At 62.2% G+C, this 24594-nt stretch carries 23 protein-coding genes and 1 pseudogene; 18 read left to right on the top strand and 6 right to left on the bottom strand.

The features are described from left to right. Positions 1-226: 226 nt before the first annotated feature. On the bottom strand, positions 227-1153 hold the full coding sequence (ltnD, locus tag ACU8HS_RS26165) for an L-threonate dehydrogenase (RefSeq protein WP_447016022.1): 927 nt from the start codon (positions 1151-1153) through the stop codon (positions 227-229). Positions 1154-1363: 210 nt separating this feature from the next. Between ltnD and ACU8HS_RS26160 the strand changes: the two genes are divergently transcribed. The 18 genes and pseudogenes from ACU8HS_RS26160 to ACU8HS_RS26075 all read left to right on the top strand — a co-directional run bounded on the left by ACU8HS_RS26160 (position 1364) and on the right by ACU8HS_RS26075 (position 21308). Next, positions 1364-2302 carry a LacI family DNA-binding transcriptional regulator gene (locus tag ACU8HS_RS26160; protein ID WP_447016468.1) on the top strand — a complete coding sequence of 313 codons (939 nt, stop codon included), beginning with the start codon at positions 1364-1366 and terminating at the stop codon, positions 2300-2302. Between the two features lie 173 nt (positions 2303-2475). Continuing rightward, positions 2476-3399, top strand: a complete 924-nt coding sequence (locus tag ACU8HS_RS26155) for an ArsR/SmtB family transcription factor (protein ID WP_112569890.1) — start codon at positions 2476-2478, stop codon at positions 3397-3399. A 206-nt stretch (positions 3400-3605) separates the two neighbouring features. Continuing rightward, positions 3606-5115, top strand: a pseudogene (arfA, locus tag ACU8HS_RS26150) (arabinosylfuranosidase ArfA). Between the two features lie 193 nt (positions 5116-5308). Next, entirely contained in the window at positions 5309-7210 is a 1902-nt protein-coding gene (locus ACU8HS_RS26145) for an ABC transporter substrate-binding protein (RefSeq protein ID WP_112754958.1), read from the top strand. 106 nt (positions 7211-7316) lie between these two features. Continuing rightward, a complete protein-coding gene (locus tag ACU8HS_RS26140; protein ID WP_112754997.1) occupies positions 7317-8321 on the top strand; it encodes an ABC transporter permease in 1005 nt (334 codons plus the stop codon). Positions 8322-8324: 3 nt separating this feature from the next. Continuing rightward, positions 8325-9182 (top strand): ABC transporter permease, encoded by an 858-nt coding sequence (locus ACU8HS_RS26135; RefSeq protein ID WP_112705152.1) that lies wholly within the window; start codon positions 8325-8327, stop codon positions 9180-9182. Positions 9183-9184: 2 nt separating this feature from the next. Beyond that, positions 9185-10174 carry an ABC transporter ATP-binding protein gene (locus ACU8HS_RS26130; RefSeq protein ID WP_112705151.1) on the top strand — a complete coding sequence of 330 codons (990 nt, stop codon included), beginning with the start codon at positions 9185-9187 and terminating at the stop codon, positions 10172-10174. Further along, entirely contained in the window at positions 10171-10983 is an 813-nt protein-coding gene (locus ACU8HS_RS26125; protein WP_447016021.1) for an ABC transporter ATP-binding protein, read from the top strand. The genes ACU8HS_RS26130 and ACU8HS_RS26125 overlap by 4 nt, the downstream gene beginning before the upstream one ends. 284 nt (positions 10984-11267) lie before the next feature. Beyond that, entirely contained in the window at positions 11268-12299 is a 1032-nt protein-coding gene (locus ACU8HS_RS26120) for a methionine ABC transporter ATP-binding protein (RefSeq protein WP_112754995.1), read from the top strand. Further along, complete coding sequence (locus tag ACU8HS_RS26115; RefSeq protein WP_112569878.1) at positions 12289-12957, top strand: methionine ABC transporter permease; 669 nt, start codon at positions 12289-12291, stop codon at positions 12955-12957. Before ACU8HS_RS26120 ends, ACU8HS_RS26115 begins: the two co-directional genes overlap by 11 nt. A gap of 43 nt (positions 12958-13000) precedes the next feature. Beyond that, positions 13001-13777 (top strand): MetQ/NlpA family ABC transporter substrate-binding protein, encoded by a 777-nt coding sequence (locus ACU8HS_RS26110; RefSeq protein WP_112757551.1) that lies wholly within the window; start codon positions 13001-13003, stop codon positions 13775-13777. A 130-nt stretch (positions 13778-13907) separates the two neighbouring features. Next, the gene (gene mctS / locus ACU8HS_RS26105; RefSeq protein WP_447016020.1) at positions 13908-15293 is read left to right on the top strand and encodes a two-component system sensor histidine kinase MctS; all 1386 of its coding nucleotides are present in this window, start codon (positions 13908-13910) and stop codon (positions 15291-15293) included. Next, positions 15290-15937 (top strand): two-component system response regulator MctR, encoded by a 648-nt coding sequence (locus ACU8HS_RS26100; RefSeq protein WP_112569872.1) that lies wholly within the window; start codon positions 15290-15292, stop codon positions 15935-15937. The genes mctS and ACU8HS_RS26100 overlap by 4 nt, the downstream gene beginning before the upstream one ends. A gap of 118 nt (positions 15938-16055) precedes the next feature. Further along, a complete protein-coding gene (locus ACU8HS_RS26095; RefSeq protein WP_112569870.1) occupies positions 16056-16604 on the top strand; it encodes a TRAP transporter small permease subunit in 549 nt (182 codons plus the stop codon). Positions 16605-16620: 16 nt separating this feature from the next. Then, the gene (locus tag ACU8HS_RS26090; protein ID WP_112569868.1) at positions 16621-18201 is read left to right on the top strand and encodes a TRAP transporter large permease subunit; all 1581 of its coding nucleotides are present in this window, start codon (positions 16621-16623) and stop codon (positions 18199-18201) included. A gap of 59 nt (positions 18202-18260) precedes the next feature. Beyond that, positions 18261-19376, top strand: a complete 1116-nt coding sequence (locus ACU8HS_RS26085; RefSeq protein ID WP_112569866.1) for a TRAP transporter substrate-binding protein — start codon at positions 18261-18263, stop codon at positions 19374-19376. A 79-nt stretch (positions 19377-19455) separates the two neighbouring features. After that, positions 19456-20706 (top strand): Na+/H+ antiporter NhaA, encoded by a 1251-nt coding sequence (locus ACU8HS_RS26080; RefSeq protein WP_447016019.1) that lies wholly within the window; start codon positions 19456-19458, stop codon positions 20704-20706. 284 nt (positions 20707-20990) lie between these two features. Next, positions 20991-21308, top strand: a complete 318-nt coding sequence (locus ACU8HS_RS26075) for a hypothetical protein (RefSeq protein WP_162719001.1) — start codon at positions 20991-20993, stop codon at positions 21306-21308. 71 nt (positions 21309-21379) lie between these two features. On the opposite strand, the gene mog is transcribed toward ACU8HS_RS26075, so the two are convergent. The 5 genes from mog to ACU8HS_RS26050 are packed head-to-tail and all read right to left on the bottom strand — an operon-like array spanning position 21380 to position 24591. Continuing rightward, a complete protein-coding gene (mog, locus tag ACU8HS_RS26070) occupies positions 21380-21901 on the bottom strand; it encodes a molybdopterin adenylyltransferase (protein ID WP_112705144.1) in 522 nt (173 codons plus the stop codon). Positions 21902-21943: 42 nt separating this feature from the next. Next, positions 21944-22420: a hypothetical protein gene (locus ACU8HS_RS26065; protein ID WP_377311903.1), complete on the bottom strand. Its 477-nt coding sequence runs from the start codon at positions 22418-22420 to the stop codon at positions 21944-21946. A 7-nt stretch (positions 22421-22427) separates the two neighbouring features. Next, positions 22428-23057 (bottom strand): DUF2478 domain-containing protein, encoded by a 630-nt coding sequence (locus ACU8HS_RS26060; RefSeq protein ID WP_447016018.1) that lies wholly within the window; start codon positions 23055-23057, stop codon positions 22428-22430. Beyond that, positions 23045-24304 (bottom strand): molybdopterin molybdotransferase MoeA, encoded by a 1260-nt coding sequence (locus ACU8HS_RS26055; RefSeq protein WP_447016467.1) that lies wholly within the window; start codon positions 24302-24304, stop codon positions 23045-23047. The genes ACU8HS_RS26060 and ACU8HS_RS26055 overlap by 13 nt, the downstream gene beginning before the upstream one ends. 2 nt (positions 24305-24306) lie before the next feature. Beyond that, positions 24307-24591, bottom strand: a complete 285-nt coding sequence (locus tag ACU8HS_RS26050) for a hypothetical protein (RefSeq protein WP_112569854.1) — start codon at positions 24589-24591, stop codon at positions 24307-24309. Between the last annotated feature and the right edge of the window lie 3 nt (positions 24592-24594).

The following is a 24594-nucleotide window of genomic DNA, read 5'->3' as shown; positions in this document are numbered from 1 at the left end:
GCCTCGATATCAGATCGGAATCCGCTCCCCCGTCGAACTCCTCACGCGTCACGCCAGGCGCGCCGCCAACCCGTCTTTCAAGCCCCCACCGCCTCGGCCCCCATTCGGGCCATCGGCGATCAAACGAAATCAAACAAACCGCAGCTTGCAAATCAACTTACCTTGCATGATCCGCGAGTGGTAGCAATCGAACATAAGTCTCATGCCTTCCTTGCCCAGCGGATCTTCAGCTGCCGGCTCCCATGCCCGGCAGGACGACTCCGCTCCTTTCGGCAAGGAGTTTTGCCACCGCGGCATCGTCTTCCTTGCCGAGGCCCGCTTCGGACGCCTGCCGGAAAAGCGCAAGCGCGGTCGCTGTGAGCGGCGTGACGGCACCGACACGCTCGGCTTCGGAGGCGACGATGCCGAGATCCTTGACGAAGATGTCGACGGCCGAGCGCGGCGTATAATCGCCCGAGACGATGTGCTCGCCGCGGTTCTCGAACATCCAGGAAGAGCCGGCCGATACGCGCAGAACATCGTAGAGCGTCTTCAGGTCGATCCGCGTCTTGGCGGCCAGCGTCATCGCCTCCGCCGTCACGGCGATATGCACGCCGGCGAGAAGCTGGTTGATCATTTTCACCTGAGAACCGGCCCCGGGCCTGTCCCCCAGACGGAACACCTTGGCGGAGACGGCATCGAGCGCCTTTTCGGCCCGCGCGAAGGCTTCGGGCGAACCGGATCCCATGACGACCATCTCTCCCGAAAGCGCCTTGACGTGACCGCCGGAAACCGGCGCGTCGATGACGAGCATGCCGGCGGCCTCCAGCCGTTCGGCAATCGCCATCGTGGCGCTCGGCGCCATGGTGGTGCAAAGCAGGAAGACGGTGCCGGCGCCAGCCGTTTCCAGCGCGCTGCCAGGCCCGAACAATACGGTTTCGGCCTGGCCGCTGTTGACGACAAACACGAAAACTGCATCGGCCGCATCGGCGGCTTCGGACGGGGTTTTACACGACTTGCCGCCGGCCTGCGAAAAGCGCTGAAGGACGTCCTGGCGCACATCGCATCCATTGACCGCAAATCCCGCCCGCAAGAGGGACAGGGCGGCACCCCACCCCATCGACCCGAGGCCGATGACCGCAGCCTTGCTGACGTTCTGCAAGGTTTCCTCCATAGTGCCGATCCGTCGATAGGTTCTGTGTTATCGATACCGGTATCGGTAACAAACCCCAAAATTGCCGGGAATGTCAAGCGCTGCCAGTTCCCCTTTCCCCAAAACGCGCCTATGAATAATGATGCGGCAGATAGGCTGCGCTCGGGAGATCCCTTGGATACGCACAAGTCCACTCTGGAAGAGGTCGCTGCGGCAGCCGGCGTCAGCAAGATGACCGTATCGCGCGCCCTGCGCGGCGCGCCTGATGTTTCCAGGGCAACGCGCGACAGGGTCCTGCAGGCGGCCGAGCGGCTGAACTATATCGGCAACCGGCTGGCCCTGTCGCTGTCTTCGCAGCGAACGGACCTCGTCGCCGTCGTGGTGCCGAGCATGTCCAACATCGTCTTTCCCGAGGTCATGGCCGGAATCTCGAACGGGCTTGAAGGCTCCGGCATGCAGGCCGTGTTCGGCATTTCCGACTACGATGTGGCCAAGGAGCACAACATCATCCGGGACATGCTGTCCTGGCGGCCGTCCGCGATCATCGTCACGGGCCTGGATCAGCCGGACGAGACCGTGAGAATGCTGAGGAATGCGGCCATTCCCGTCATTCAGATCATGGACCTCGACGGCACGCCGATCGATTTCAATGTCGGGCTCTCGCACGAAAGGGCGGGCGAGGAGATGGCGAGGGCATTGATTGCCGCCGGCCGGAAGCGTTTTGGCTATGTCGGCAGTGCGCTGGACCGGGACCTGCGCGCCGGAAAACGCAGGGCCGGCTTCGAACGCGTCCTGCACGAACACCGTCTCGCCTTCGTCGGGCAAAGGTTCGGCGACACTCTTTCCTCCGTCGGCCTCGGAAAATACCTGACGCATCAGCTCCTGGATGCCGAGCCGAAGCTCGACTGCATCTACTACTCCAACGACGACATGGCTGCCGGGGGCGCATTCGCCACCATGGAAGCGTCCCGCACCGACGACATTCTGATTGCAGGCTTCAACGGACTGGAGCTCGCCGCCGCTCTTCCCGTACGGATCGCCACATCCAGGTCGCCGCGCCGCATGATCGGTGAAGTCGCGGCCCGCCTGGCGCGCGGCTCCGGCACCACGGACAATCCATCGAGCGGCAAGATCACCGCCTTCGTTCCAGAGATTACAGGCGTCGCATAGCCTGCGTCGCGTTCGACCCGCTTCCATCCTTCGGCCGGGAAGCGAGGTCCAGAATTCGACCCTTCCGGAATCGCTGAAGTTTAAATCAGAGAAATCGATCCATATCGGCTTCTCGCCGCTTGCTGTATCAGGATTGTCGATATAATCACTGTGTGACACAGCACGGGGAAATCATGGAACGCTCGTTTTTGACGGTCGATGCCGGGGTCAATGACGCCGTTATCAAAGCCCTCTCTGCGCCGGGACGCCTGCAACTCCTCAAACTCCTGTGCTCGAAAGGCCCCATGAACGTCAACGACATGGCCCGCGCCTTGTCGCTGCCGCAGTCGACCGTCGCCACCGGCATTCAGATTCTGGAAGAGGTGGGGCTGGTCGAATCCCGCCTCGCCAAGGGCCGGAAGGGCAATCAGAAGATCTGCTCGGCAGTCTACGATGAAATCCTCATCAGCTTTGAGGACAAGTCCGTCAACAAGGCGGACGACGTCATCGAGGTCGAGATGCCGGTCGGGCTCTATACGAGCTGCGACATCCACGCCCCTTGCGGCCTCTGCTCGAGCGACAGCGTCATCGGCCTGCTCGACGTTCCCGACTATTTCCTTGATCCGCAGCGCATGCAGGCCGGTCTCGTATGGTTCGGAAGGGGGTATGTCGAATACAAGTTCCCGAACAACGCCAAGGTTCTGAACAAGGACGTGCGCGCCATCGAATTTGCGATGGAACTGTCTTCGGAGGTTCCCGGGACCAATCCAGACTGGCCCTCCGACATCACGCTCTGGGTCAACGGAATGCCGATCGGCACCTGGACGTCTCCGGGCGACTATGGCGACAAGCGCGGTGCCTATACGCCCGGCTGGTGGAAGCTTGAAGGCTCCCAATACGGCAAGCTGAAAACCTGGCGGATCTCCACGCGCGGCACGTTCATCGACGGCGTCTCCACCTCCAACGTCACGGTTGGAGACCTCGCCCTTGCGCAGCATTCCTCGATCCGCTTGCGCGTCGGCATTGCCGAGAATGCCAGCCATACCGGTGGCGTGAACATATTCGGTCGCGGATTTGGCAACTACGGCCGCGATATCGTCATGCGGCTCTACATTTGACGGAAAATATCGAAAATTCTGATTTTAATAGCGCGATTATTTTCCGGCCAAACCGGGCCACTATCTGATTAAATTGCTGTAATATAATCTTTTTTCTAGACAACCGATTCACGGGCATCCTGGGCATTGTTCAATTGACTCCCTCCGGTCGCGCTATCAAGATAGCCGTATAAGAACGAATAATTTGATACTTAAGGGAGGGTTCGTTGAAGGCGAACGTTGTTGTTCATCGCGATTTCCAGGTCGCGAACATTGATCCCAGACTTTACAGTTCGTTCCTCGAGCATCTCGGGAGAGCCGTTTACGGCGGCATTTACGAGCCTGGCCATCCGACGGCCGATTCCGATGGGTTCAGGCAGGATGTCATCGACCTCGTCCGGCAGCTCGACACGCCCTACTGTCGATATCCCGGCGGCAATTTCGTTTCCGCCTACGACTGGCAGGACGGCATCGGCCCGCGCTCGGAGCGCCCTGTGCGCCTCGCACCTTGCCTGGCGCACCCGCGAAAGCAACCAGATTGGCGTCAATGAATTCGTCGACTGGTGCAGGAAGGCGAAGACCGAGCCGATGCTGGCCGTCAACCTCGGCTCGCGCGGATTGGATTCGGCCCGCAATTTCCTCGAATATTGCAATCATCCCGGCGGCACCTACTGGTCGGACCTGCGTCGCAAACATGGCTGGGAAAAGCCCCACAATGTCAAATTATGGTGCCTCGGCAACGAGATGGACGGCCCCTGGCAGGTCGGACACAAGTCGGCGCACGAATATGGCCGGCTCGCCGACGAGACGGCGAAAGCCATGCGGAATTTTGACCGGTCGCTGGAACTCGTGGTCTGCGGCTCGTCCAATCCCGACATGCAGACCTATCCGGACTGGGAAGCGCAGGTCCTCAACGAGTGCTACGACAGCGCCGACTATATTTCCCTGCACATGTATTTCGCCAACCGCGAGAACAACACGCTCAATTACCTTGCCCGCACGACCAGGCTCGACCGCTATATCACCACCATCGGCGGCGTGATCGACTATATCAGGGCCAAGAAGCGCTCGAAGAAGACGATCGGCATTTCCTTCGACGAATGGAACGTCTGGTATCATTCCAACCAGCAGGACAAGGATATCCTGGCGAGGAACGAATGGCCGGATGCGCCGCATCTGCTGGAAGACGTCTACAATTTCGAGGACGTGCTGCAGGTCGGCGGCATTCTCAACACCTTCATTCGCCGCTCGGATCGCGTGCGCATCGCCTGCATCGCCCAGCTTGTCAATGTCATCGCCCCGATCATGACCGAAAATGGCGGCCCCGCATGGCGCCAGACGATCTATTACCCCTTCTATTTCGCATCGAAATACGGTCGCGGATCGGCGCTGCAGCTGGTCACGGACGCGCCGACCTATGACTGCGACGAGGCTGACGACGTGCCTTATCTCGATGCGTCGGCGGTCCTTTCCGACGACGGCAGGGAACTGACGTTTTTCGTCGTCAACCGTCATCCGCAGACCGCGCTTGATTTCGACGCCCGGTTGGACGGCTTTGGCAATGCCCGCGTGCTCGAACAGCTGGAGATGACGCATCCCGACCTGCGGGCCGTCAATACGGCGCGACAGCCGGAGACTGTCGTTCCCGTCAGGGTCGAAACCGCAAAGATCGAAGAGGGCAGATTGCGTGCAAGCCTGAAGCCGCAGTCCTACAGCGTCATCCGTCTGTCCGTCTGACGCTTTCCGGCCGGCTGCGCGGCCGGCCGCAACATATCCGCTCGCTGCGAGGAGGCAGCCGGGCTGGAGGAATGGTTCGCAGGAGCATCGGACCTCGACACATGCAGGTCCGAACGCAGTTGCGAACCCGGAACCGCGACGTGCCACGCGTCCATGGCGGCCGCTTTCTCGTCGCATTCAAAGGGAGGAGATAATGCAGCACTGGAAGAAGCTTGCATTCGGCGTCGCCTTGGCGACGCTCGGCCTGATGGCCGCGGCTAAGGCGGATGACTACAAGTCCTTGCCTCGCAAGGACACGCTCATCGTCGAAAATCCGGAAGGCACCATCAAGAATCCCGGCTGGTTCAATATTTGGGTCAACGGCGGCGGCGGCGTTTCGACCGGCCTGCAGCAGTTGACCATGGACACGCTCTGGTACATCGATCCGGAAAAAGGTCTCGGCGGCTCGACCTGGGACAATTCCCTTGCCGCCGACAAACCGCAATATAATGCCGACTTCACCGAGATGACGGTGAAACTGCGCCAGGGGCTCTACTGGAGCGACGGCGTGGAATTCACCGCCGACGATCTCGTCTATACGGTCAAGACGCAGATGGACCATCCCGGCATGGTCTGGAGTGCCGCCTTCTCGGTGCAGGTGGCAAGCGTTGAAGCGACCGATCGCTATACGGTCGTCTTCAAGTTGAAGAAGCCCAATTCCCGTTTCCATGCCATCTTCACCGTGCGTTGGAACGGCGCCTGGATCATGCCGAAACATGTCTTCGAGAAGGTCGCCGATCCTGTTCGCTATGATTTCGCCAATCCCGTCTCACTCGGCGCCTACAAGCTGAAGGCCTATGATCCGCAGGGTAAATGGTACACCTGGGAGAAGCGCGACGACTGGCAGCGCACCTCGCTTGGGCGCTTCGGCGAGCCCGCTCCGAAATATGTCACCTATGTCGATCCGGGTCCGCCGGATAAGCGCACCATCGCCCAGCTCGAGCACAATCTCGATATCATCCACGACAACACGCCCGAAGGCATGTTCACGCTCAAGGAAAAGTCGAAGAGCATCGACAGCTGGTTCCCGGGCTTCCCCTACGCCCATCCGGACCCGACGCTCCCGGCAGTGATCTTCAATACGCAGGACCCGACGTTCCAGAACCCGGACGTCCGCTGGGCGCTGGCGCTGCTGATCGATATCAAGGCCGTGGACATGGCGAGCTATCGCGGCGCGGCTACGCTATCGGCACTCGGCGTGCCGCCGACCGCCATTGCCATGACCGACTACCAGGCGCCCCTGCAGGACTGGCTGAAGGACTTCGAGATCGATACCGGCAAGCGCAAGATCAAGCCCTACGATCCGACGATCGGCCAGCAGATTGCCGATATCCTGCGCAAGCAGCCCAAATACAAGGACCAGATCCCGGCGGATGCGGCCGGCATCAACATGGCCTTCGGCTACGGCTGGTGGAAGCCGGATCCTCAGGCTGCGGCCGAACTTCTGGAAAAGGCAGGCTTCAAGAAATCCGCCGGCAAGTGGATGATGCCAGACGGGCAGCCATTCAAGATCCGCATGAGCGTCGAAGGCGATACACGTTCGGTCTTCACCCGCGCCGGCACGCTGATCGCACAGCAATGGGCAGCGTTCGGCATCGATTCGAAGGCGGTGCCATCGACAAGCCTGTGGCAGACCTCGCTGCAGCCTGGCGACTATCAGGTGGCGATCGCCTGGAGCGTCGAGACCTGGGGCGGCGATCCCGATCTCTCGTTCTTCCTGGACAGCTGGCATTCGCAATTCGTTGCCAAGAAGGGCGAGAACCAGCCGCCGCGCAATTGGCAGCGATGGTCGAATCCCGAGCTCGACAAGATTATCGAGAGCATCCGCGGCATCAGTGCCGACGACCCCAAGGGCGTCGAACTCGGCAAGGACTATCTGAAGCTGGTGGCCCGTGAAATGCCGACCATCCCGCTGATGTCCTATAACGTCTTCACGACGATGGATACGACCTATTGGACGGGCTACCCGACGATTGCCGATCCCTATACGGATCCGGTTCCCAACTGGGCCAATTCACGCCTGATGATGGTGAAGCTGAAGCCTGCCCAAAAGTGACCTCCCAGGGCCGGCGCGCTTATCCGCGCCGGCCAACTGTCGCCGGACCTCGAACGTTCGGCGAACCTTTTAGCCATGTGGGGAAACCAGCGAGGTGAACGGCCTGATGGCGTCCTACCCTACTTTTGTCCTGAAGCGGTTCGGCCAGTTTCTGCTCGTGGTTTTTCTCGGCGTAACGACGACCTTCTTCATCACCCATCTGACGCCTATCGATCCGGTCGAGGAAAGCATCGGATCCATCCAGCAGATGGGCCAATCCGATCCGCGCGCCGTCGAATTGATGCGCCAGTCGCTGCGTGAACTCTATGGGCTCGAGGGATCGATCTGGCAGCAATATCTGCATTTCTGGGAGCGGCTCGCCGTCGGCGATCTCGGGCCTTCGCTGTCGGCCTTCCCCACACCGGTCTCGACGATCATCCTGCGCTCCCTGCCCTGGACGATCGGGCTGATGACGGTTTCCACGCTGATCACATTCGTGCTGGGCAACGCGATCGGCGCGCTTGCCGGCTATTACAGAAAGAACATGGTCCTGAAAGGCGTCAGCCTCGTCTTCATCGCGATGCTGCCGATCCCCTACTACATCCTGGCCTTCGTGCTGCTCATCCTCTTCGGCTATGTCTGGCCGATCCTGCCGATCAACGGCGGCTATGAGATGAACACCAATCTCGACCTGTCGCTCTCCCTCGTCATCGATATCATCGAACATTCCATCCTGCCGGCATTCTCGCTGATCCTCGTCGGCACCGGCAGCTGGCTGATCGGCATGCGTGCTCTGGTTTCCAACATCATCACGGAGGATTACGTGGTCTTTGCCGAGCTCGGCGGCGTGCCGAAGCGGCGCATCCTGCGCTCCTATATCGCCCGCAACGCCATGGTGCCGCAGTTTACCGGCCTCGCAATGTCGCTCGGCGCGATCTTCAACGGCACGGTCATCACCGAGATCGTCTTCGGTTATCCCGGCATCGGAAACCTGCTGATATCGGCCGTCCATGCCGGCGACTACAGCCTCGTGCTCGGCCTCAGCGCCCTGTCGATCGTCGGCGTTGCGGCCGCCGTCTTCATCATCGACATCCTGAGCCCGCTCATCGATCCGCGCATCAAGGTGGAGTAGCCCATGTTCACGATCCTCCGCGACCTGACGCGCCACAACATGGAATTCCTGTGCGGCCTGGTGCTTTTTGCCATCATCGTCGGATTGATTGTCCTGTCCTATTTCTCGCCCTACGGCGCGACGGACATCTACCTTCTGCCGCCTGACATGCCGCCGGACGGAGACTATTGGCTGGGCACCACCTCGCGCGGCCAGGACGTCTTCTGGCAACTGACGACGGCCCTGCGCAACACGCTCTATTTCGGCATCGGCGTCGCCTTCCTGTCCCGCATCATTTCGCTGGTCGTCGGCCTGGTCGCCGGTTACGCCGGCGGCGCGGTCGACCGGGTACTGATGGCGATCAACGACAGCGTCATGGTCATCCCGCAGTTCCCTCTGCTGATCCTGTTCTATTTCGTGCTGAAGGACAGCATGACCTGGACGGCGCTCATCGTCATCATGGCCGCACTCGGCTGGTCTTACGACGCAAGGCTCATCCGCTCGGTGGCGATCAGCCTCAAGACGCGGCCCTTCACCACCCAGAGCGTCTATTCCGGCATGAGCATGCGCAAGATCCTCGTCGAGGAACACCTGCCCTATGTCTTGCCGATCGTCTTCGCCACGACAATGAACAACATGATCTGGTCAATCGGCATGGAGATCACCTTGTCCGTGCTCGGCTTCACGGACATCGAAACCCCGACCATGGGCATGATGATCTATTGGGCAAACGCCCACTCGGCGCTGATCGCCGGCACCTGGTGGTGGGTGGCCGCGCCCGTCGCCGTCATCGTCGTTCTCTTCCTGGCGCTGTTCCTGCTTTCCATGTCGATGAACGAATACAACGATCCGCGCAGCCGGCTGAACCGGATGGGAGGTTAGCCATGGATGCCCTGGTCGAGGTTCAGAATCTGAAAGCCTATTACCGCGCCTTCCTTTACGGCGTCGACCGGGAGGTGCGCGCCGTCGACGACATTAGCCTGACGATCGCGCGCGGCGAAATTTACGGGGTCGCGGGCGAATCCAGCAGCGGCAAGACGACCTTGATCAAGACGATCGCCGGCGCCATCCGGCCGCCGCTCAAGGTCGTATCGGGCAGGGTCGTCTTCCACTTCGCCGGCGGCACGCAGGATATTTACGCCATGACGCCGGACGAGCGTATGGCGCTCCGCTGGCTGCACCTGTCCTACATCATGCAGGGGTCGATGAACGTGCTGAACCCGGTCCGGCGCATCCATCACTCCTTCACCGATTTCGCCTTCCGCCACATGAAAATCGGCAAGAGCGAGTTCTTTGCAAAAGTCGGCTCGCATCTTGAGAGGCTGAAGCTCGATCCGCATCTGCTTGAGGCCTATCCGCACGAACTCTCCGGCGGCATGCGCCAGCGCATGACGATCGCGCTCGCGACGATCCTGACACCCGAATTCATCATTGCCGACGAACCGACAACGGCGCTCGACGTCATCGTCCAGCGCGACGTGCTGTCGATGATCCGCGAAATCCAGCGCGAGATCGGCTCTTCCTTCCTGTTCGTCACGCACGATATGGGTGTGCATGCGACGGTCTCCGACCGTGTCGGCATCGTCTACGCCGGTCGCCTCGTCGAGGAGGCGCCAACCCGCAAGATCTTCAACATGCCGCTCCACCCCTACACGCAGCATCTTGTCGGCAGCCTGCCGCGCATCGGCGATGCAAAGGCCCGGCCTTCGCTCGAGGGCCGCCCGCCGAACCTTGCCATGCCGCCGGAGGGCTGCCGGTTCCATCCGCGCTGTCCGAAGCGGATGGAGATCTGTTCGCAGAAGGTCCCGCCGATGGTGACGGTCGGACCGGATCAGCGAGTGGCCTGTTTTGCGGTTACGGGGGATCAGGCTTGAGCGCGCTTCTCACACTTACCCATGTCACGAAGATCTACCGTCAGGGCGGCATGCTCGGCCGGCGACAGATCGTCGCGGTCAAGGATGTCAGCTTCGAGATCGGCAACGAGCCGGAAATTCTTTCCATCGTCGGAGAATCCGGGTCCGGCAAATCAACGATCGCAGCCATGATCCTCGGCCAGACGGCCCCGACGCAAGGCGAACTCCGATTTCGCCAGAAGGCGGTGGCCCTGCACGGCAAGGCCGAACGCCGCGCCTTCATGCAAGAAGTGCAGCCAGTCCTGCAGAACCCGTTCGAAGCTTTCAACCCGCTCAAGCGCGTGGATCGCTACCTCTTCGAAACGGCCCGGAACTTCTCGGCCGGCGCGGGCAGTCCGGACCGGCAGCAGATCGAAGGACTGGCGGACGCGGCACTTGCGCATGTGGGCCTCAGCCTTGCGGAAGTGAAGGGCCGGTTTCCGCACGAACTCTCCGGCGGCCAGCTGCAACGTGCCGCAATTGCGCGCGCCCTGATCCCGCAGCCCCGCCTGCTCATCGCCGACGAACCGGTCTCCATGGTCGATGCGTCGCTGCGCATGGCAATCGTCAACCTGTTCGAACAGCTGAAAAGCGAACTCGGGCTTTCGATCGTCTACATCACCCATGATCTTGCCACCGCCTATTATATAAGCGACCGGATCATCATCATGCGCAAGGGCGAGATCGTCGAGCAGGGGGAGGCACGCATGGTGCTCGACAATCCCCAGCACCCCTATTCCCGGGCACTCAAGGACGCCGTGCTCACCGCCGATTTCGCTCCGGCGTCGTAGCGGCTGGACGAACGTGCCTCCACGGGCGGGAAGCGGCGGGCAAGGCGCATGTGTCGCCACGAGCGGGAGCCAACGCTTTCCCTCGCACCGGCCCCGTGTTCGCCGCCGAACGTGCAGCCTGGTTGGCTAATCTGCGCAAATGCGGCTATAGAGCCGCCAGTTTGTGAAGACCAAACCGAGAGCACAGCATGACTACGCAACACGCGGACCAGCAGGCGGCCACCGGCGCCGCCTCGAAAGGTCAGGTCGGAAGCGATCCGGCAAACGCGACACATCCCGTGCCGATGGTGGCTTTCGAGCGCGCCGGAAAGCGCTACGGCCCCACCGGGGAAGGTGGCTTTACCGCCGTCGACAGCGTCGATCTCATCGTCGGACGTGGCGCCATTACCGGCATTATCGGCCGTTCCGGCGCCGGCAAGTCGACGCTGATCCGCATGGTCAACGGGCTTGAGACCGTAACGTCGGGCAAGGTACTCGTCGATGGCGTCGATGTCGGCGGGCTCGGCGAAGCCGCGTTGCGCAGCCTGCGCCGCCAGATCGGCATGATCTTCCAGCATTTCAATCTTCTGTCGTCGCGCACCGCCTTCGACAATGTGGCGCTGCCGCTGGAAATCGCCGGCGTCGAGAAAAAGGCGATCCGCGACAAGGTCGGGCCGCTGCTCGATCTCGTCGGCCTCGGCGACAAGGCCGGCAGCTATCCTTCGGAGCTTTCCGGCGGCCAGAAGCAGCGTATCGGCATTGCCCGCGCACTGGCGACCGATCCGAAACTGCTGCTCTCCGACGAGGCGACCTCTGCGCTCGACCCCGAGACGACACAGTCGATCCTCGAGCTTCTGAAGCGGATCAACGCCGAGCTCGGCCTGACCATTCTCCTGATTACCCATGAGATGGACGTCGTGAAAACCATCGCCAGCCACGTCGCCGTCATCGACGCCGGCCGCATCGTCGAATCCGGCCGTACCTTCGACGTCTATACCAACCCCCGGCACGAGACGACGCGCACGCTGCTTGCTTCGGCCCTGAAACTGCCCCAGTGGCTGCGCCCGGTCGTCAAGCCGCAGCCGTCAGCCGGCGACAAGGTGCTGGTCCGGCTGGTCTTCTTCGGGGACACGGCCTTCAGACCCCTGACCGGTCGGCTGGTTGCCGAACTCGGCTCGGACGTCAATATCCTTGCGGGCGCGATCGAGGAAATATCGGGCGAGCCCTTCGGTTCGCTTGTCGTTTCCTATTCGGCGGAGCCGGACGTCGTCGCGCGCGCCGATCGCTTCTACACCGAGACGGGCCTTGTCACGGAGGTACTTGGTTATGTCGCCTGATATGATCTTCAACCTCATTTCCAAAGCGCTGCTGCAGACTTTGCAGATGGTCTTCGTCGCCGGCTTCGTCGGCTCGGTCATCGGCCTGCCGATCGGCGTGTTTCTGGCAACCAGCGGCAAGGGCGAACTCTTTCCCGCGCCGAAGACCAATCGTTTGCTCGGCCTTATCGTCAACGCGGCGCGCTCGACACCGTTCATCATCCTCGTCGTTGCCATCGTGCCGCTGACGCGGTTCTTGACCGGCACGTCGATCGGCACCTGGGCGGCGATCGTTCCGCTCACCATCGCCACCATTCCGTTCTTCGCGCGTCTGGTGGAATCCGCGATCCGCGAGGTCGACAAGGGCCTGATCGAAGCCGCCCGTGCCATGGGCGCGACGCCGTTCCAGATCGTCTTCAAGGTGCTTCTCGCCGAGGCGCGACCGAGCATCCTGATGGCCCTGACGATGACCATTGTCAGCCTGATCGGCTATTCGGCGATGGTCGGGGCTGTCGGCGGCGGCGGTTTGGGCGACCTCGGCATCCGCTTCGGCTATCAGCGCTTCAATCCCGAAATGATGGTGCTTGTCGTCCTGGTGCTGATCGTGCTGGTGCAAGTTGTGCAAAGCGCCGGCGACGGGCTTGCGCGACGCTTCGACAAGCGCAACCGGAAGAACTGATCTGTTACACGCATAATCCAGCAGACATACCAAGGAGATACCCATGAAGAAGTTCATCATTGCAGCCGCGATTGCGGCCTTTGCCGCCGGATCGGCTTTCGCCGAGGATATCAAGGTCGGCGTCACGCCGGGCGAGCACGCTCAGATCATGGAAAAGGTTGCTGAAATCGCCAAGACCAAGGGGCTCAACATCGAGATCGTCGAATTTTCCGACTATGTCGTGCCGAACCAGGCGCTGGCCGATGGCGACATCCAGGCCAACTCCTTCCAGCACCAGCCCTATCTCGACAACCAGATCGCCGACCGCAAGTTCGACCTCGTCAGCATCGGCACGACCATCACCACGCCGATGGGCGTCTATTCCAAGAAGGTGAAGAGCCTGGACGAGCTGAAGGACGGCGCGACCGTCGCCATCCCGAACGACCCGACCAACGGCGGCCGCGCGCTTCTGGTTCTCGCCAGCAAGGGCCTGATCAAGTTCAAGGAAAACCCCGGCATCAAGGTGACCGTGGCCGATATTATCGACAATCCGAAGAATATCGAGTTCGCCGAAATCGATGCGGCCCAGCTGCCGCGCTCGCTTGAAGACGTCGATGCCGCCGTCATCAACACCAACTACGCCATGGAAGCCGGCCTGCATCCGAAGACCGACGCCATCGCCATCGAAGGCGAAAAATCGCCCTACGCCAACGTCATCGTCGTCCGCGCTGCCGACAAGGACGCGCCCTGGGCCAAGACGCTGGTCGAATCCTACCATGATGAGAGCATCCGCAAGTTCATCAACGAGGAGTTCAAGGGCGCCCTGATCCCGTCCTGGTAAGGCCTGTCTTGCCCGGAAAGACTGCAAACGGTCCGGCTCTGCCGGGCCGTATTTCGTGGCCACGAATCGCGCCTCTTGAGGTGCGCCGTTACATCGGACTAAGCTTGCCCCTTCACGAAAGGGTGTAATCTTGCAACTTCGTCACCAGATCCTGGCGCTTGCCGTCCTGCCACTTGTCGTCGCGATCACCCTGATAACGGCCTTCACGACGTGGCAGTCATCGACATTGGCGCAGAGCAGCATCGCCACGTTTGAACGCAACATGCTGGACGCCAAGGAAACCGAGCTGCTCAATCTTACAAATCTCGCTCTCTCGGCGATCAAGGATGTCTATGACAATGCGGACGCCGACGACGAGGGCGCGAAAGAGCGGGTAAGGCAGATCCTCACCTCGCTCGACTATGGGCAGGACGGATATTTCTTCGTCTACGACTATGACGGCAACAGCATCGTCCACCCCCGCCAGTCGTTTCGTCCGGGCCGCAACTGGCTCGACCTGGTCGATCCGGACGGCGACCAGGTAATTGCCAACCTGATTGCGAAGGCCAAGGAAGGCGGCGGACTGCACCAGTACAAATGGGAAAAGCCGTCTTCGGGAGCGATGGCGGACAAGCTGTCTTTCGCCGCCGGGCTCGACAAGTGGCGCTGGATGATCGGCACGGGGGTCTATCTCGACGATGTCTTTGCGCAGACGGAAACGGCCAAGGCCGGCTTGAGGAACAGCATCCGGCGCACGTTCGTCATCGTCACCCTGATTGCCGTCCCTTCGGTTCTCCTTGTCTTCGCCACCTGCATGTGGATCACCCTTCACGAACGGCGCATGGCGGACGGGAAGCTGAAACTGCTGACGCAACGGATCATCGATACGCAGGAGGAGGAACGCACAAGGCTTGCCCGGGAACTGCATGATGGCGTCTCGCAAAACCTGGTTGGCGTGCGCTACGCGTTCGATCTGGCCGCCCGAAAAGTCAAGGCGAGCGCCGCCGACGCCTCTGCGGCCATCGACCGCGGGATCGATGCGCTGAACGGTGCCATCAAGGAAGTCCGGGAACTTTCGCACGAATTGCGGCCGCGCGTTCTCGACGATCTTGGGCTGACGGCCGCGCTGACTTCGCTCGGCAGTCACTTTGAGGAGAGAACCGGGATCCCGGTTTCGGTCGAATCATCCAGCCCCGACACGCTCAGGCCGGAAGCCAATACCGCCCTTTACCGCATCGCCCAGGAGGCGCTCGCCAATATCGAGCGGCATGCCGGCGCCTCGCAGGTCGCAATCAGGATGTGGAGCACGAAGGGACGCGTTCGAATGTCGATCTCCGACAATGGAAACGGCTTCGTCAAGGATGCGAGAGCGGGAAGTGCCGGCTATTCCGGTGGGTTGGGTCTCAGGAACATGCAGGAACGAATGGCGCATTTCCGGGGAATATTGCTCATACAGAGCAACGACAAAGGCACGACGCTCACGGCGATGTTCCCGAAGTCGGCAAACGCGGCAATGTCGGCTCCGAAGGCAGCATGAGCAACGATCCGCCGATATCAGTCATTCTCATCGATAACCATCCGTTGGTGCTGGAAGGTCTGCGGGCGATTCTGGAAACCTACGAGCACATAAGGGTCGTCGGCACGGCCGCGGCGGTGGCGCAGGGTCTGGAGATTGCGGCGGCCGAAAGGCCTGATATCGTCTTGCTGGATATCAACATGCCCCAGATCAACGGCATCGATGCGATCGAACTGTTCAAAAGCACGGTCCCGTCGACCAGGGTGCTGATGCTGTCCATGCATGACAGCCGCGAATATATCTCGGCCTCTGTCCTCAGAGGCGCATCCGGCTACATCCTCAAGGACGTTCCCAATGAGGAAATCGTCGCAGCGATCGAGACTGTCGCCGCCGGCGGCACCTTCTTTTCGACCGGCGTATCGGACGTTCTCCTGCAGCGAAAGCAAAAGGAGACGAGCGAGCCGTTGCCGCTGACGCCACGGGAGCGCGAGATCCTGGCTCTGCTTGCCGCCGGCCGCAGCAACAGGGATATTGCCGGGCTGCTCGATCTGTCGGTCGCCACCATCGAGACGCATCGCAAGACGATCAAGCGAAAGCTCGGCCTGTCCACGACCGCCGAACTGACGCGGATTGCCATCGAACACGGGCTCGTGCGCATGGATTGATCACCCTACCCACTACTGGGTAGGGCTCGGACGATTGCGTTTTTCTCGTATTGCGCGCCCAAACCGCAATCCGTAGGTCTCCATGGCGGCCGCTCCAAGCGGTCTCGGGAGGACTTTCATGGCCGGACTTCTGGCGCTTTCGCGGGCGATAGACGCGATCAATACCTTTTTCGGGAAAGCTGTTTCCTGGCTTCTTCTGCTGGCAGTGCTGATCAGCGCCGTCAACGCGACGACACGCAAGCTCTTCAATCTGAGTTCGAACGCGTGGCTGGAAGCGCAATGGTACCTGTTCTCCGCCGCCTTCCTGGTCGCGGCGGCATGGACCCTGATGAGCAACGAACATGTCAAGGTGGATCTGGTCTATGGCCGGCTCTCGCGCCGCGCCCAGCTGTGGATCGAAGTCCTCGGCACGATCTTCTTCCTGTTCCCGTTCTGCCTCATCACCATCTACCTCTCCTGGCCGACGGTGCTCGAGAAGTTTTCGACCGGGGAAATATCCAACAACACCGGCGGGCTCATCCTCTGGCCGGTCTGGGCGATGATCCCGCTCGGCTTCGGGCTCCTTACCCTCCAGGGCGTCTCTGAACTCATCAAGCGGATCGCCATCCTTCGTGGCGACTTGCCCGACGCGATCGCGATCGCCGACGCCGAAGCACAGACCCTCTAAGGCCGGGATCACCATCATGTTTGCATTCTTCGCGGAAAACCTCGCGCCGATCATGTTCCTGTCGCTGATCGTCGTGCTGCTGCTCGGCTACCCGGTAGCCTTCGCACTCGCCTTCGTCGGCTTCATCTTCGGCTTCATCGGCATCGAAATGGGCCTTCTGCCTGTCAATCTGTTCGGCGCGATCCCGGACCGCATCTTCGGGCAGATGTCGAACGAAACGCTGCTTGCGATCCCGTTCTTCACCTTCATGGGGCTGATACTGGAACGAAGCGGCATGGCCGAGGACCTGCTCGATACGATCGGACAGCTCTTCGGCCCGGTTCGCGGCGGCCTCGCCTTCGCAGTCATCTTCGTCGGCGCGATCCTTGCAGCAACCACCGGCGTCGTGGCTGCGTCGGTCATCTCGATGGGGCTGATCTCGCTGCCGATCATGCTGCGCTACGGCTACGACCGTAGCGTCGCCGCCGGCACGATCGCGGCTTCCGGCACTCTGGCGCAGATCATTCCGCCAAGCCTCGTCCTCATCATCCTCGCCGACCAGCTCGGCCGGTCCGTCGGCGACATGTACAAGGGCGCCCTGGTTCCGGGCCTCCTGCTCGTGGCCGCCTACGCGCTTTACATCATCACGATGTCGATCATTCGCCCGCCGAGCGTGCCGGCGCTGCCTGCCGCAGCACGTACGCTGAAGGGCTGGAAGCTGCTGCAGCGAGTCGTCATCTCGCTCGTCCCGCCGCTGGTTCTGATCTTTCTCGTTCTCGGCACCATCTTCATCGGTCTTGCGACGCCGACGGAGGGCGGCGCCATGGGCGCGGTCGGCGCCCTCGTGCTCGCTGCCATCAACCGCCGTCTCGATCTGGCGATGATCAAGTCGGCCCTCTATGCGACGGCAAAGCTGTCCTCGTTCGTGATCTTCATCCTGCTCGGCGCGCGCGTCTTCTCGCTCACCTTCTATGGCGTCAACGGCCACGTCTGGGTCGAGCATCTGATGACCTCGATCCCCGGCGGCGAGGTCGGCTTCCTCATCGTCGCCAACCTGCTGGTGTTCTTCCTGGCCTTCTTCCTCGACTATTTCGAGCTGGCCTTCATCATCATTCCGCTGCTGGCACCGGTCGCCGACAGCCTCGGCATCGATCTGATCTGGTTCGGCGTGATGCTGGCGATCAACATGCAGACCTCGTTCATGCATCCGCCCTTCGGCTTCTCGCTGTTTTACCTGCGGTCGGTCGCCCCGAGCAGGGCCTATAAGGACCGCGTGACCGGCGAGACGATCCAGCCTGTCACTTCCGGCCAGATCTATATGGGTTCCCTGCCCTATCTCGGCATCCAGCTCGCCATGGTCATCATCGTCATCGCCTTCCCGCAGCTCGTGACGCACTACAAGTCAGGCCGGGTTGCCGTCGATCCGTCGACGATCGAGCTGAACGTGCCCATGCCGGGCGAGGATGGAGCCAATCCCTTCGGCACACCCGCCGCTCCCTTCGGAGCGGAGCCCTCGGAAGGCGAGGCCTCCCCGCCGGCCTTCGACGCCCCGGCACCCGATTTCGGATCGCCGACGCCAAGCTTCGGCTCCCCGGAACAGAACGGATCAAATCCCTGACTTTCACCCAGATCGCTGCCGCATCGCGCGGCAGTACCAATCCACAGAGGAGGAAAACCATGACGAAAGAGATCGGCCGCAGAGGCTTTCTGACCAAAGGCGCGCTGGCAGGCGCTGCCACCGTCGCCGGCGCTTCGCTTGCCGCCCCGGCCATTGCCCAGAGCGCGCCGACGCTGCGCTGGCGCCTGACATCGGGCTTCCCGAACAACCTCGACACGATCTACGGCGGTGCCGTGGTCATGGCCGATGCGCTGAACAAGATCACCGAGGGCAGGTTCCAGATCCAGGTCTTCCAGGCAGGCGAGCTTGTACCGGGCGCGCAGGCGATCGACGCCGTCAAGTCGAACACCGTCGAGCTTGCCCATACCTGCGGCTATTATTTCACCGGCAAGGATCCGACATTCGCCATCGGCTCCACCATTCCCTTCGGCCTCAATGGCCGCCAGCAGAATGCCTGGCTCTATCACGGCGGCGGAAACGAAGCCTACAATGAATTCCTCGCAGACTATGGCGTCGTCGGCATTCCCGGTGGGGCGACAGGCGCCCAGATGGGCGGCTGGTTCCGCAAGGAGATCAAGTCCGTCGCAGACCTGAAGGGCGTCAAGATGCGCATCGCGGGTGTCGCCGGCGAGGTTATGTCGCGCCTCGGCGTCGTGCCGCAGCAGCTTCCGGGCGGCGATATCTATCCCGCGCTTGAACGCGGCACCATCGACGCGGCCGAGTGGATCGGTCCTTACGACGACGAGAAGCTCGGCTTCTACCAGATTGCCCCGAACTACTACTACCCGGCCTATTGGGAAGGCGGTCTGACGATCCACTTCTTCATCAACAAGGCACAGTACGAGGGCCTGCCGGACACGTACAAGGCAGCGCTCGACACCGCCTGCAAGGCGGCGAACGTCAACATGCAGGCGCTCTACGACGTCAAGAACACGGCTGCCATCCGTTCGCTCGTCGGAAAGGGCGTCAAGCTGCGTCCGCTCCCCCGCGACGTGATGGATGCGGCCTACAAGGCCTCGTTCGAACTCTATGGCGAATACAGCCAGAAACACCCGGCCTGGGCGAAGATCTATCCGGCCTGGAAGAAATTCCGCGACGAAAGCTTCGAATGGTTCCGCGTCGCCGAATACAGCTACGACAGCTACATGTATGCCGCTCAGGCGGCCAAGAAGTGATCTGCCATGGAGCCGGGTTCGCCCGGCTCCCTCGTTGTCGGCTGCTTTGCGGCAGCGGAACCTTGAAACGGGACAATCCATGTATCGCGTCTGGAAGCAGCTGGAGGAATATTCCTTCCTCCTTATCGCCGGCGCCGTCTGCGCTCTCATCTGGGCAAATATTCTCCCCTCCAGCTACCATGCGCTCGTAGACCATCCTTTGTGGCAGGGGGCGCCGGTCGGAGAGGTCGTCACCACGCCCGCCGGTACGTCTTCGCGGGTCGTCAGCATCCATTTCTTCGTCAACGACATCCTCATGGCCCTCTTCTTTGCCTTGGCCGGCAAGGAGGTCTGGGAAGCGGTCGCACTCAGAAACGGCGCGCTTCGGGGCAAGAAGGCGTTGACGCCGTTGATCGCGACGGCCGGCGGCATGCTCGGCCCGGTCGTGATCTATCTGTCGGGAGCAGCAATGCTCGGAAAGATCGCCGTGTTCGCCAGCGGCTGGGCAATTCCGACCGCGACCGATATCGCCTTTTCCTATCTCGTCGGCCGGTTCATCTTCGGAGGCCGGCATCCCGCCGTCACCTTCCTCCTGCTGCTTGCAATTGCCGACGACGCTGCAGGGCTGATCATCCTTGCCGTCTTCTATCCTCAGGGCGATCTGGCGCCCGCATGGCTTCTGCTGTCGGCCGGCGCGGCGCTCTGCGCCTATCTCGTGGCCAACCGCATGCCGCGGATGCTTGACGCCGGCCGGCCGGAAAGGCCGGTCACGACCGCGTGGCGCAAGCACCTCTCGTTCTGGCCCTTCGCGCTTGCCGGCGCGATCAGCTGGTACGGTTTTCATCAGGCAGGCATCCATCCGGCGCTCGGCCTGTTGCCAGTCATCCCCGCCATACCGCATTCAGACATCGAGTTCGGCATGTTCGCGGAAGACGAGACAAGGCAGACCGATCTCTTGAACGTGATCGAACATGCGCTCAAAGGTCCCGTTCAAATCGTGCTTTTCCTCTTCGGCCTGGTAAATGCCGGCGTCGAGTTCTCCGCCATCGGGGAGCCGACCTTACTCGTGGCCGCCGGGCTTATCATCGGAAAACCGCTTGGGATCGCATGCCTGGGCTGGATCGCGGCAAGGGTCCTGGGCTTCGGGCTGCCGGCGGGCATGAATTTTAGAGATCTCGTCGTCCTCGGCTGCGTCGCGGCAATCGGCTTCACGGTTTCGCTGTTCGTCGCTGGCGTCGCCTTTCCTGCCGGCAACATCCAGGATGCGGCGAAGATGGGTGCCGTCTTTTCCTTCGCCGCCGCCATTATCGCGATAATGGCCGGCCGAGCCCTATCCGTGACACGGATCTGATCCGCCAGATTTCCCCGGGGCCGGCTGCCATCTTGCCGGCATCCGCCATCAACGGCTTCCGGCACGTCAATAGCACGACCGGAACGCGGCCCCGACCTTCGCCCGGCGCAGCGTCCAGACCAGATCAATCTGCGCGGGATTTGCGCTGCAGCACGTTCCGGCCGTCCATCCTCTGGCACATAAGTTGCGACGGACACTATGGCGGGCAACGAAATGCGGCTTGGAACGACCATTTATCGATGCGGCATGAACCGGAGGGCGGCCTGCGCTGCCCGACCGCGAACATGACGATGCTTGCTCTCGTCAGGGGCGCCGCTCTCGCCCTCTCCATCGCTTTCAGCTGGAACCAGTTCATTCTGATCTTCGCCCGCGGCACTTCCATCGCGGTTCAGTTCTCCGTCGCGACTAGCGTTGCATCGACCATCGTCATCTCGGGCGCGGGGCTCGCCTACCAGCATCACAGCCCGGCCATTGCAAGCGCGATCCTGGCATCGGGCCTTCTCGCCGGCGCGCTCATCGGGATCTGTCGCTTGGCAAGGCCGCCGATGACCTGCCTGTCTGCAGTCTGCCTGCTTGCCTATCTCGGAACGATGAGCGGATAAGAGCGGCATTTCAACGCCAAGATGTCGCGCTGGCCGATGGCCACGGCATCCAGCCGGGCAAGCGGTCGGCTTCACTGCGGCCGAAAAGCGCCGATGAACGCCGGATCGGTCTCGATGCGACCGGCCCCGATCAGATCAAGGCAATAGGGAACGGCGCCGAACACGGTATTCAGGCAGAGATCGATCGATGAAGGCTTTCCGGGCAGGTTGATGATCAGGGTGCTGCCACGCGTGCCGGCCGACTGTCGCGACAGGATTGCCGTCGGCACGGCCTCGAAGCTTGCCCGGCGCATGGCCTCCCCGAATCCCGGCAGTTCCTTGTCGATGACGCTGCGCATCGCTTCCGGCGTCTCGTCGCGGGGCGCAGGACCGGTGCCGCCTGTTGTCAGAACGAGGTCGAGCCGGTCGCGATCGCAGAAATCGACCAGCGTGCCGCGCACGCTCTCGAAGCCGTCGGGTATGGTTTTCGCAACGGCCGACCAGGGCGAGACGATCGCCCGTTCAAGCCAGGCACGAATTGCCGGTCCCGAAAGGTCGGCATATTCACCGCGGCTCGCGCGGTCGGATATTGTGAGGATCCCGATGCGGACCATCTGTATCAAACCTCCGGTTGGAATTCGTGACGCAATTCGGCGTCAGAAAAAACTGAAGCCATGCGATCCGGCAACAGCACCGAAGGCGGTGATGGCCGCAAGCAACAGCAGGAATTCGTGCAGGCGGCTGACGCGGCGGAAAACGGCTCCGGCGTCCTGACGCGCTCTCTTTGCGAATTTCCCATGGAAGAGCGGCTCGATCACAAACAGCATGAGCATGAAGATGAGCCATGTGCCGAACATCGCCGGCATCCACCAGAAGTCAGGATCGGCGAAACGATCCCAGAGCTCCATCCTGTAGGCCATCCAGAGACCCGTTGCGCCGGCAAGCGGAACGGAGACGCGAACCTGTGCGGAAAAATGCCGCTCGACCCTTTCAAACAGCAACTGCGCCTCTTCGCCGGTCCGCCCCGATCGGACGAGCGGCAAAATGACCAGGGTCACGAAGCTCAGGCCGCCGATCCAGTGGATGACGGCAAGGACATGCAGGGCACGAGCGATCGCCACATCGTCCATCATCCACCTTTCATGCAACGGCCGCGACCGCCTCGGCCGACGGCCGGGGCGCGGGACGCAGTCTTTCTGTAGCGGCCGACAGGTCGCAGACGAGGTCAGATAATTCGATCTCCCGGAAAAGCCCTGTCGCGAATTCCCGAAACGGCACCAGGTTGATCTCCGGAACCCCGATCAGGACCGGAACCGAAAGCTCCAGCGCCCGGGCGATCAGCGACCGGAAACCACCGCCCTCCGCTTCTGTCTTCCCGAACTTGCAAAGGACGAGCAGATCCGTCTGGCCGGACAGGCCGGCTTCCGCGGCCTCGCACGCATCCAGCAGCCGGCCGGTGTTCAGCACGCATCCGCTGGCATGGGGACCGCGATCATCGGAGATCGCCCTGGTTTCGCCGCTTGAAAGATCGCGCAGGTACATGTCGCATTTCGTCCGGCCGGGCTTCGGCCGGCTGTGCTGAACGAGCCCGGCGAGCCGCAGGCCCTGTGCGGCCAGCTTGACCGTGACCTCCTGAAGAAAGGCTTCGAAATCCGAGCCCTTCGGATAGACGATCGCGGTGATCGGGTGTTCCGGGTGAGCGGTGTGCATGCACGTCTCCTTCAAACAGAAATCGGCGCCTGTCGAGCGGGTGGGCGTCACGTCGCGCACCGGCCGAAAGAGCCTTGATCGAATGGCAGGACCTCAAGGATCGTGCCTGCCGGCAGAGGGGCCGGAGCAGCGGGCGCAACGACGACCGCATCGGCGCATGCCATCGTCATCATCCGGTGCGAGCCCTCCGGTCCGCTGCGATGTGCGATCAGGCGGCCGTGCTCGACGCTCAGGCGCACCGGCAGCAGCTCCGTCCGATCCGGCTTGCCGGCAAGGGCAAAGCCTGTCTCCGCCATCATCTGCCGGGCAGGCGCCTGACCGAGCAGAGCCCTCGTCATGGGGCGGACGAAGGCAAGCGCTGCGAAGGCGGCAGCCTGCGGATTGCCCGGCAGGCCGACGAAGAGCGCCCCTGCAAGCATGCCGAAAGCCAGCGGCTTGCCCGGCTTCATCGCCACTTTCATCACCTCGAGCCGCCCGCCGGCCCGCTCGACGGCATCGCGCACATGGTCTTCCTCGCCGACCGACATGCCGGCGGTCGTGATTACCATGTCGGCCGTCCGGCGGGCCTCCTCGAGCGCGCGGGTGATCGCTACCGGATCGTCTGGAACCGACCGCGATATGATATGCGTGTTCGGCCCGGCCAGGAGTGCCGCAAGCATCGGACCGTTGCAGTCGTAGATCGCGCCGGGCGGCAGCGACCGGCCGGCCGCGTGAAGCTCGGAACCGGTGGTGATAATGGCAACCCTGAGCGGACGAACAACGGGGACGGCAGCGATCCCGAGGGCGGCGAGAAGGGCAATTTCCTTCCAGCCGAGAGCGTCGCCCTTTTCGAGAACGACCGCTCCCTGCGTGACGTCTTCCCCTGCCCTTCGGACATTGGCGCCCCGCTTGAGACCCGGCCCGAACTGGGCAAGGTCGCCTCTGCGCGCCACCTGTTCCTGCGTCGCGACGGTGTCGGCGCCGGTTGGGAGTGGCGCACCCGTCATGATGCGTCGGGCCGTGCCCGCGACAAGCACGCCCGGCCGATCGCCGGCCTGCGTGCGACCCGATACCGGCAGGACCGCGGGTATGGCGTCCTTGCCTGCCAGGCAGAGGGCATATCCGTCCATCGCCGCCTGGTCGAAGGGCGGGAGGGACAACGGCGCCGCGATCGGCGCAGCCAGGATTCGCCCGGTCGCCCGAGCCAGCGGCACCTCTTCCAGCAGGTCGAGCGGGCGGGCGAGTGCGGCGGCGGCACGGCGTGCCGCCTCGAATGATACGGTCGCCGGTCGGGGATCGAAGCAGGAGGAAGAGAAGCGGGCAGGCATCGTCACAACGTTCCCTGCTCCATCACGGTCTTGCGCAGGATGGAACGAACGGCGGCAAGCCCCGGATCTTCGGCCCGATTCATGATGCCGACCAGCTGGACGAAATCGTCGTCCGACGCCGTTTCGAGGAAGGAGCGGACGACGGCGGCGAGATAGTCGGCCGGTTCCATGGCTTCGGCGGCCGCAGCCTTTTCGAGCCGTTCGTCCAGGCCTTCCATGCCGAGCACACCGATCAGTGCGGCCATGGCCTGCGGATTGTCGAGCGAGGCTATGAGAGCTCCGAACATGAC

The sequence above is a fragment of the Rhizobium sp. KDH_Rht_773_N genome (assembly GCF_052946295.1).
The sequence above is the reverse complement of the archived record's forward strand: the minus strand, read 5'-3'. Positions and strand labels throughout refer to the sequence as shown.

Coding starts and splice junctions, on each gene's coding strand:
- ACU8HS_RS26155 (WP_112569890.1), top strand. CDS start 2,476: ATGGAACGCTCGTTTTTGACGGTCGATGCCGGGGTCAATGACGCCGTT.
- mog (WP_112705144.1), bottom strand. CDS start 21,901: ATGGTCCGCATCGGGATCCTCACAATATCCGACCGCGCGAGCCGCGGT.
- ACU8HS_RS26120 (WP_112754995.1), top strand. CDS start 11,268: ATGGTGGCTTTCGAGCGCGCCGGAAAGCGCTACGGCCCCACCGGGGAA.
- ACU8HS_RS26140 (WP_112754997.1), top strand. CDS start 7,317: ATGGCGTCCTACCCTACTTTTGTCCTGAAGCGGTTCGGCCAGTTTCTG.
- ACU8HS_RS26065 (WP_377311903.1), bottom strand. CDS start 22,420: ATGATGGACGATGTGGCGATCGCTCGTGCCCTGCATGTCCTTGCCGTC.
- ACU8HS_RS26085 (WP_112569866.1), top strand. CDS start 18,261: ATGACGAAAGAGATCGGCCGCAGAGGCTTTCTGACCAAAGGCGCGCTG.
- ACU8HS_RS26095 (WP_112569870.1), top strand. CDS start 16,056: ATGGCCGGACTTCTGGCGCTTTCGCGGGCGATAGACGCGATCAATACC.
- ACU8HS_RS26055 (WP_447016467.1), bottom strand. CDS start 24,304: ATGCCTGCCCGCTTCTCTTCCTCCTGCTTCGATCCCCGACCGGCGACC.
- ACU8HS_RS26160 (WP_447016468.1), top strand. CDS start 1,364: ATGACCGTATCGCGCGCCCTGCGCGGCGCGCCTGATGTTTCCAGGGCA.
- ACU8HS_RS26115 (WP_112569878.1), top strand. CDS start 12,289: ATGTCGCCTGATATGATCTTCAACCTCATTTCCAAAGCGCTGCTGCAG.
- ACU8HS_RS26090 (WP_112569868.1), top strand. CDS start 16,621: ATGTTTGCATTCTTCGCGGAAAACCTCGCGCCGATCATGTTCCTGTCG.
- ACU8HS_RS26130 (WP_112705151.1), top strand. CDS start 9,185: ATGGATGCCCTGGTCGAGGTTCAGAATCTGAAAGCCTATTACCGCGCC.
- ACU8HS_RS26145 (WP_112754958.1), top strand. CDS start 5,309: ATGCAGCACTGGAAGAAGCTTGCATTCGGCGTCGCCTTGGCGACGCTC.
- ACU8HS_RS26080 (WP_447016019.1), top strand. CDS start 19,456: ATGTATCGCGTCTGGAAGCAGCTGGAGGAATATTCCTTCCTCCTTATC.
- ACU8HS_RS26100 (WP_112569872.1), top strand. CDS start 15,290: ATGAGCAACGATCCGCCGATATCAGTCATTCTCATCGATAACCATCCG.
- ACU8HS_RS26110 (WP_112757551.1), top strand. CDS start 13,001: ATGAAGAAGTTCATCATTGCAGCCGCGATTGCGGCCTTTGCCGCCGGA.
- ACU8HS_RS26135 (WP_112705152.1), top strand. CDS start 8,325: ATGTTCACGATCCTCCGCGACCTGACGCGCCACAACATGGAATTCCTG.
- ACU8HS_RS26050 (WP_112569854.1), bottom strand. CDS start 24,591: ATGTTCGGAGCTCTCATAGCCTCGCTCGACAATCCGCAGGCCATGGCC.
- ltnD (WP_447016022.1), bottom strand. CDS start 1,153: ATGGAGGAAACCTTGCAGAACGTCAGCAAGGCTGCGGTCATCGGCCTC.
- ACU8HS_RS26075 (WP_162719001.1), top strand. CDS start 20,991: ATGACGATGCTTGCTCTCGTCAGGGGCGCCGCTCTCGCCCTCTCCATC.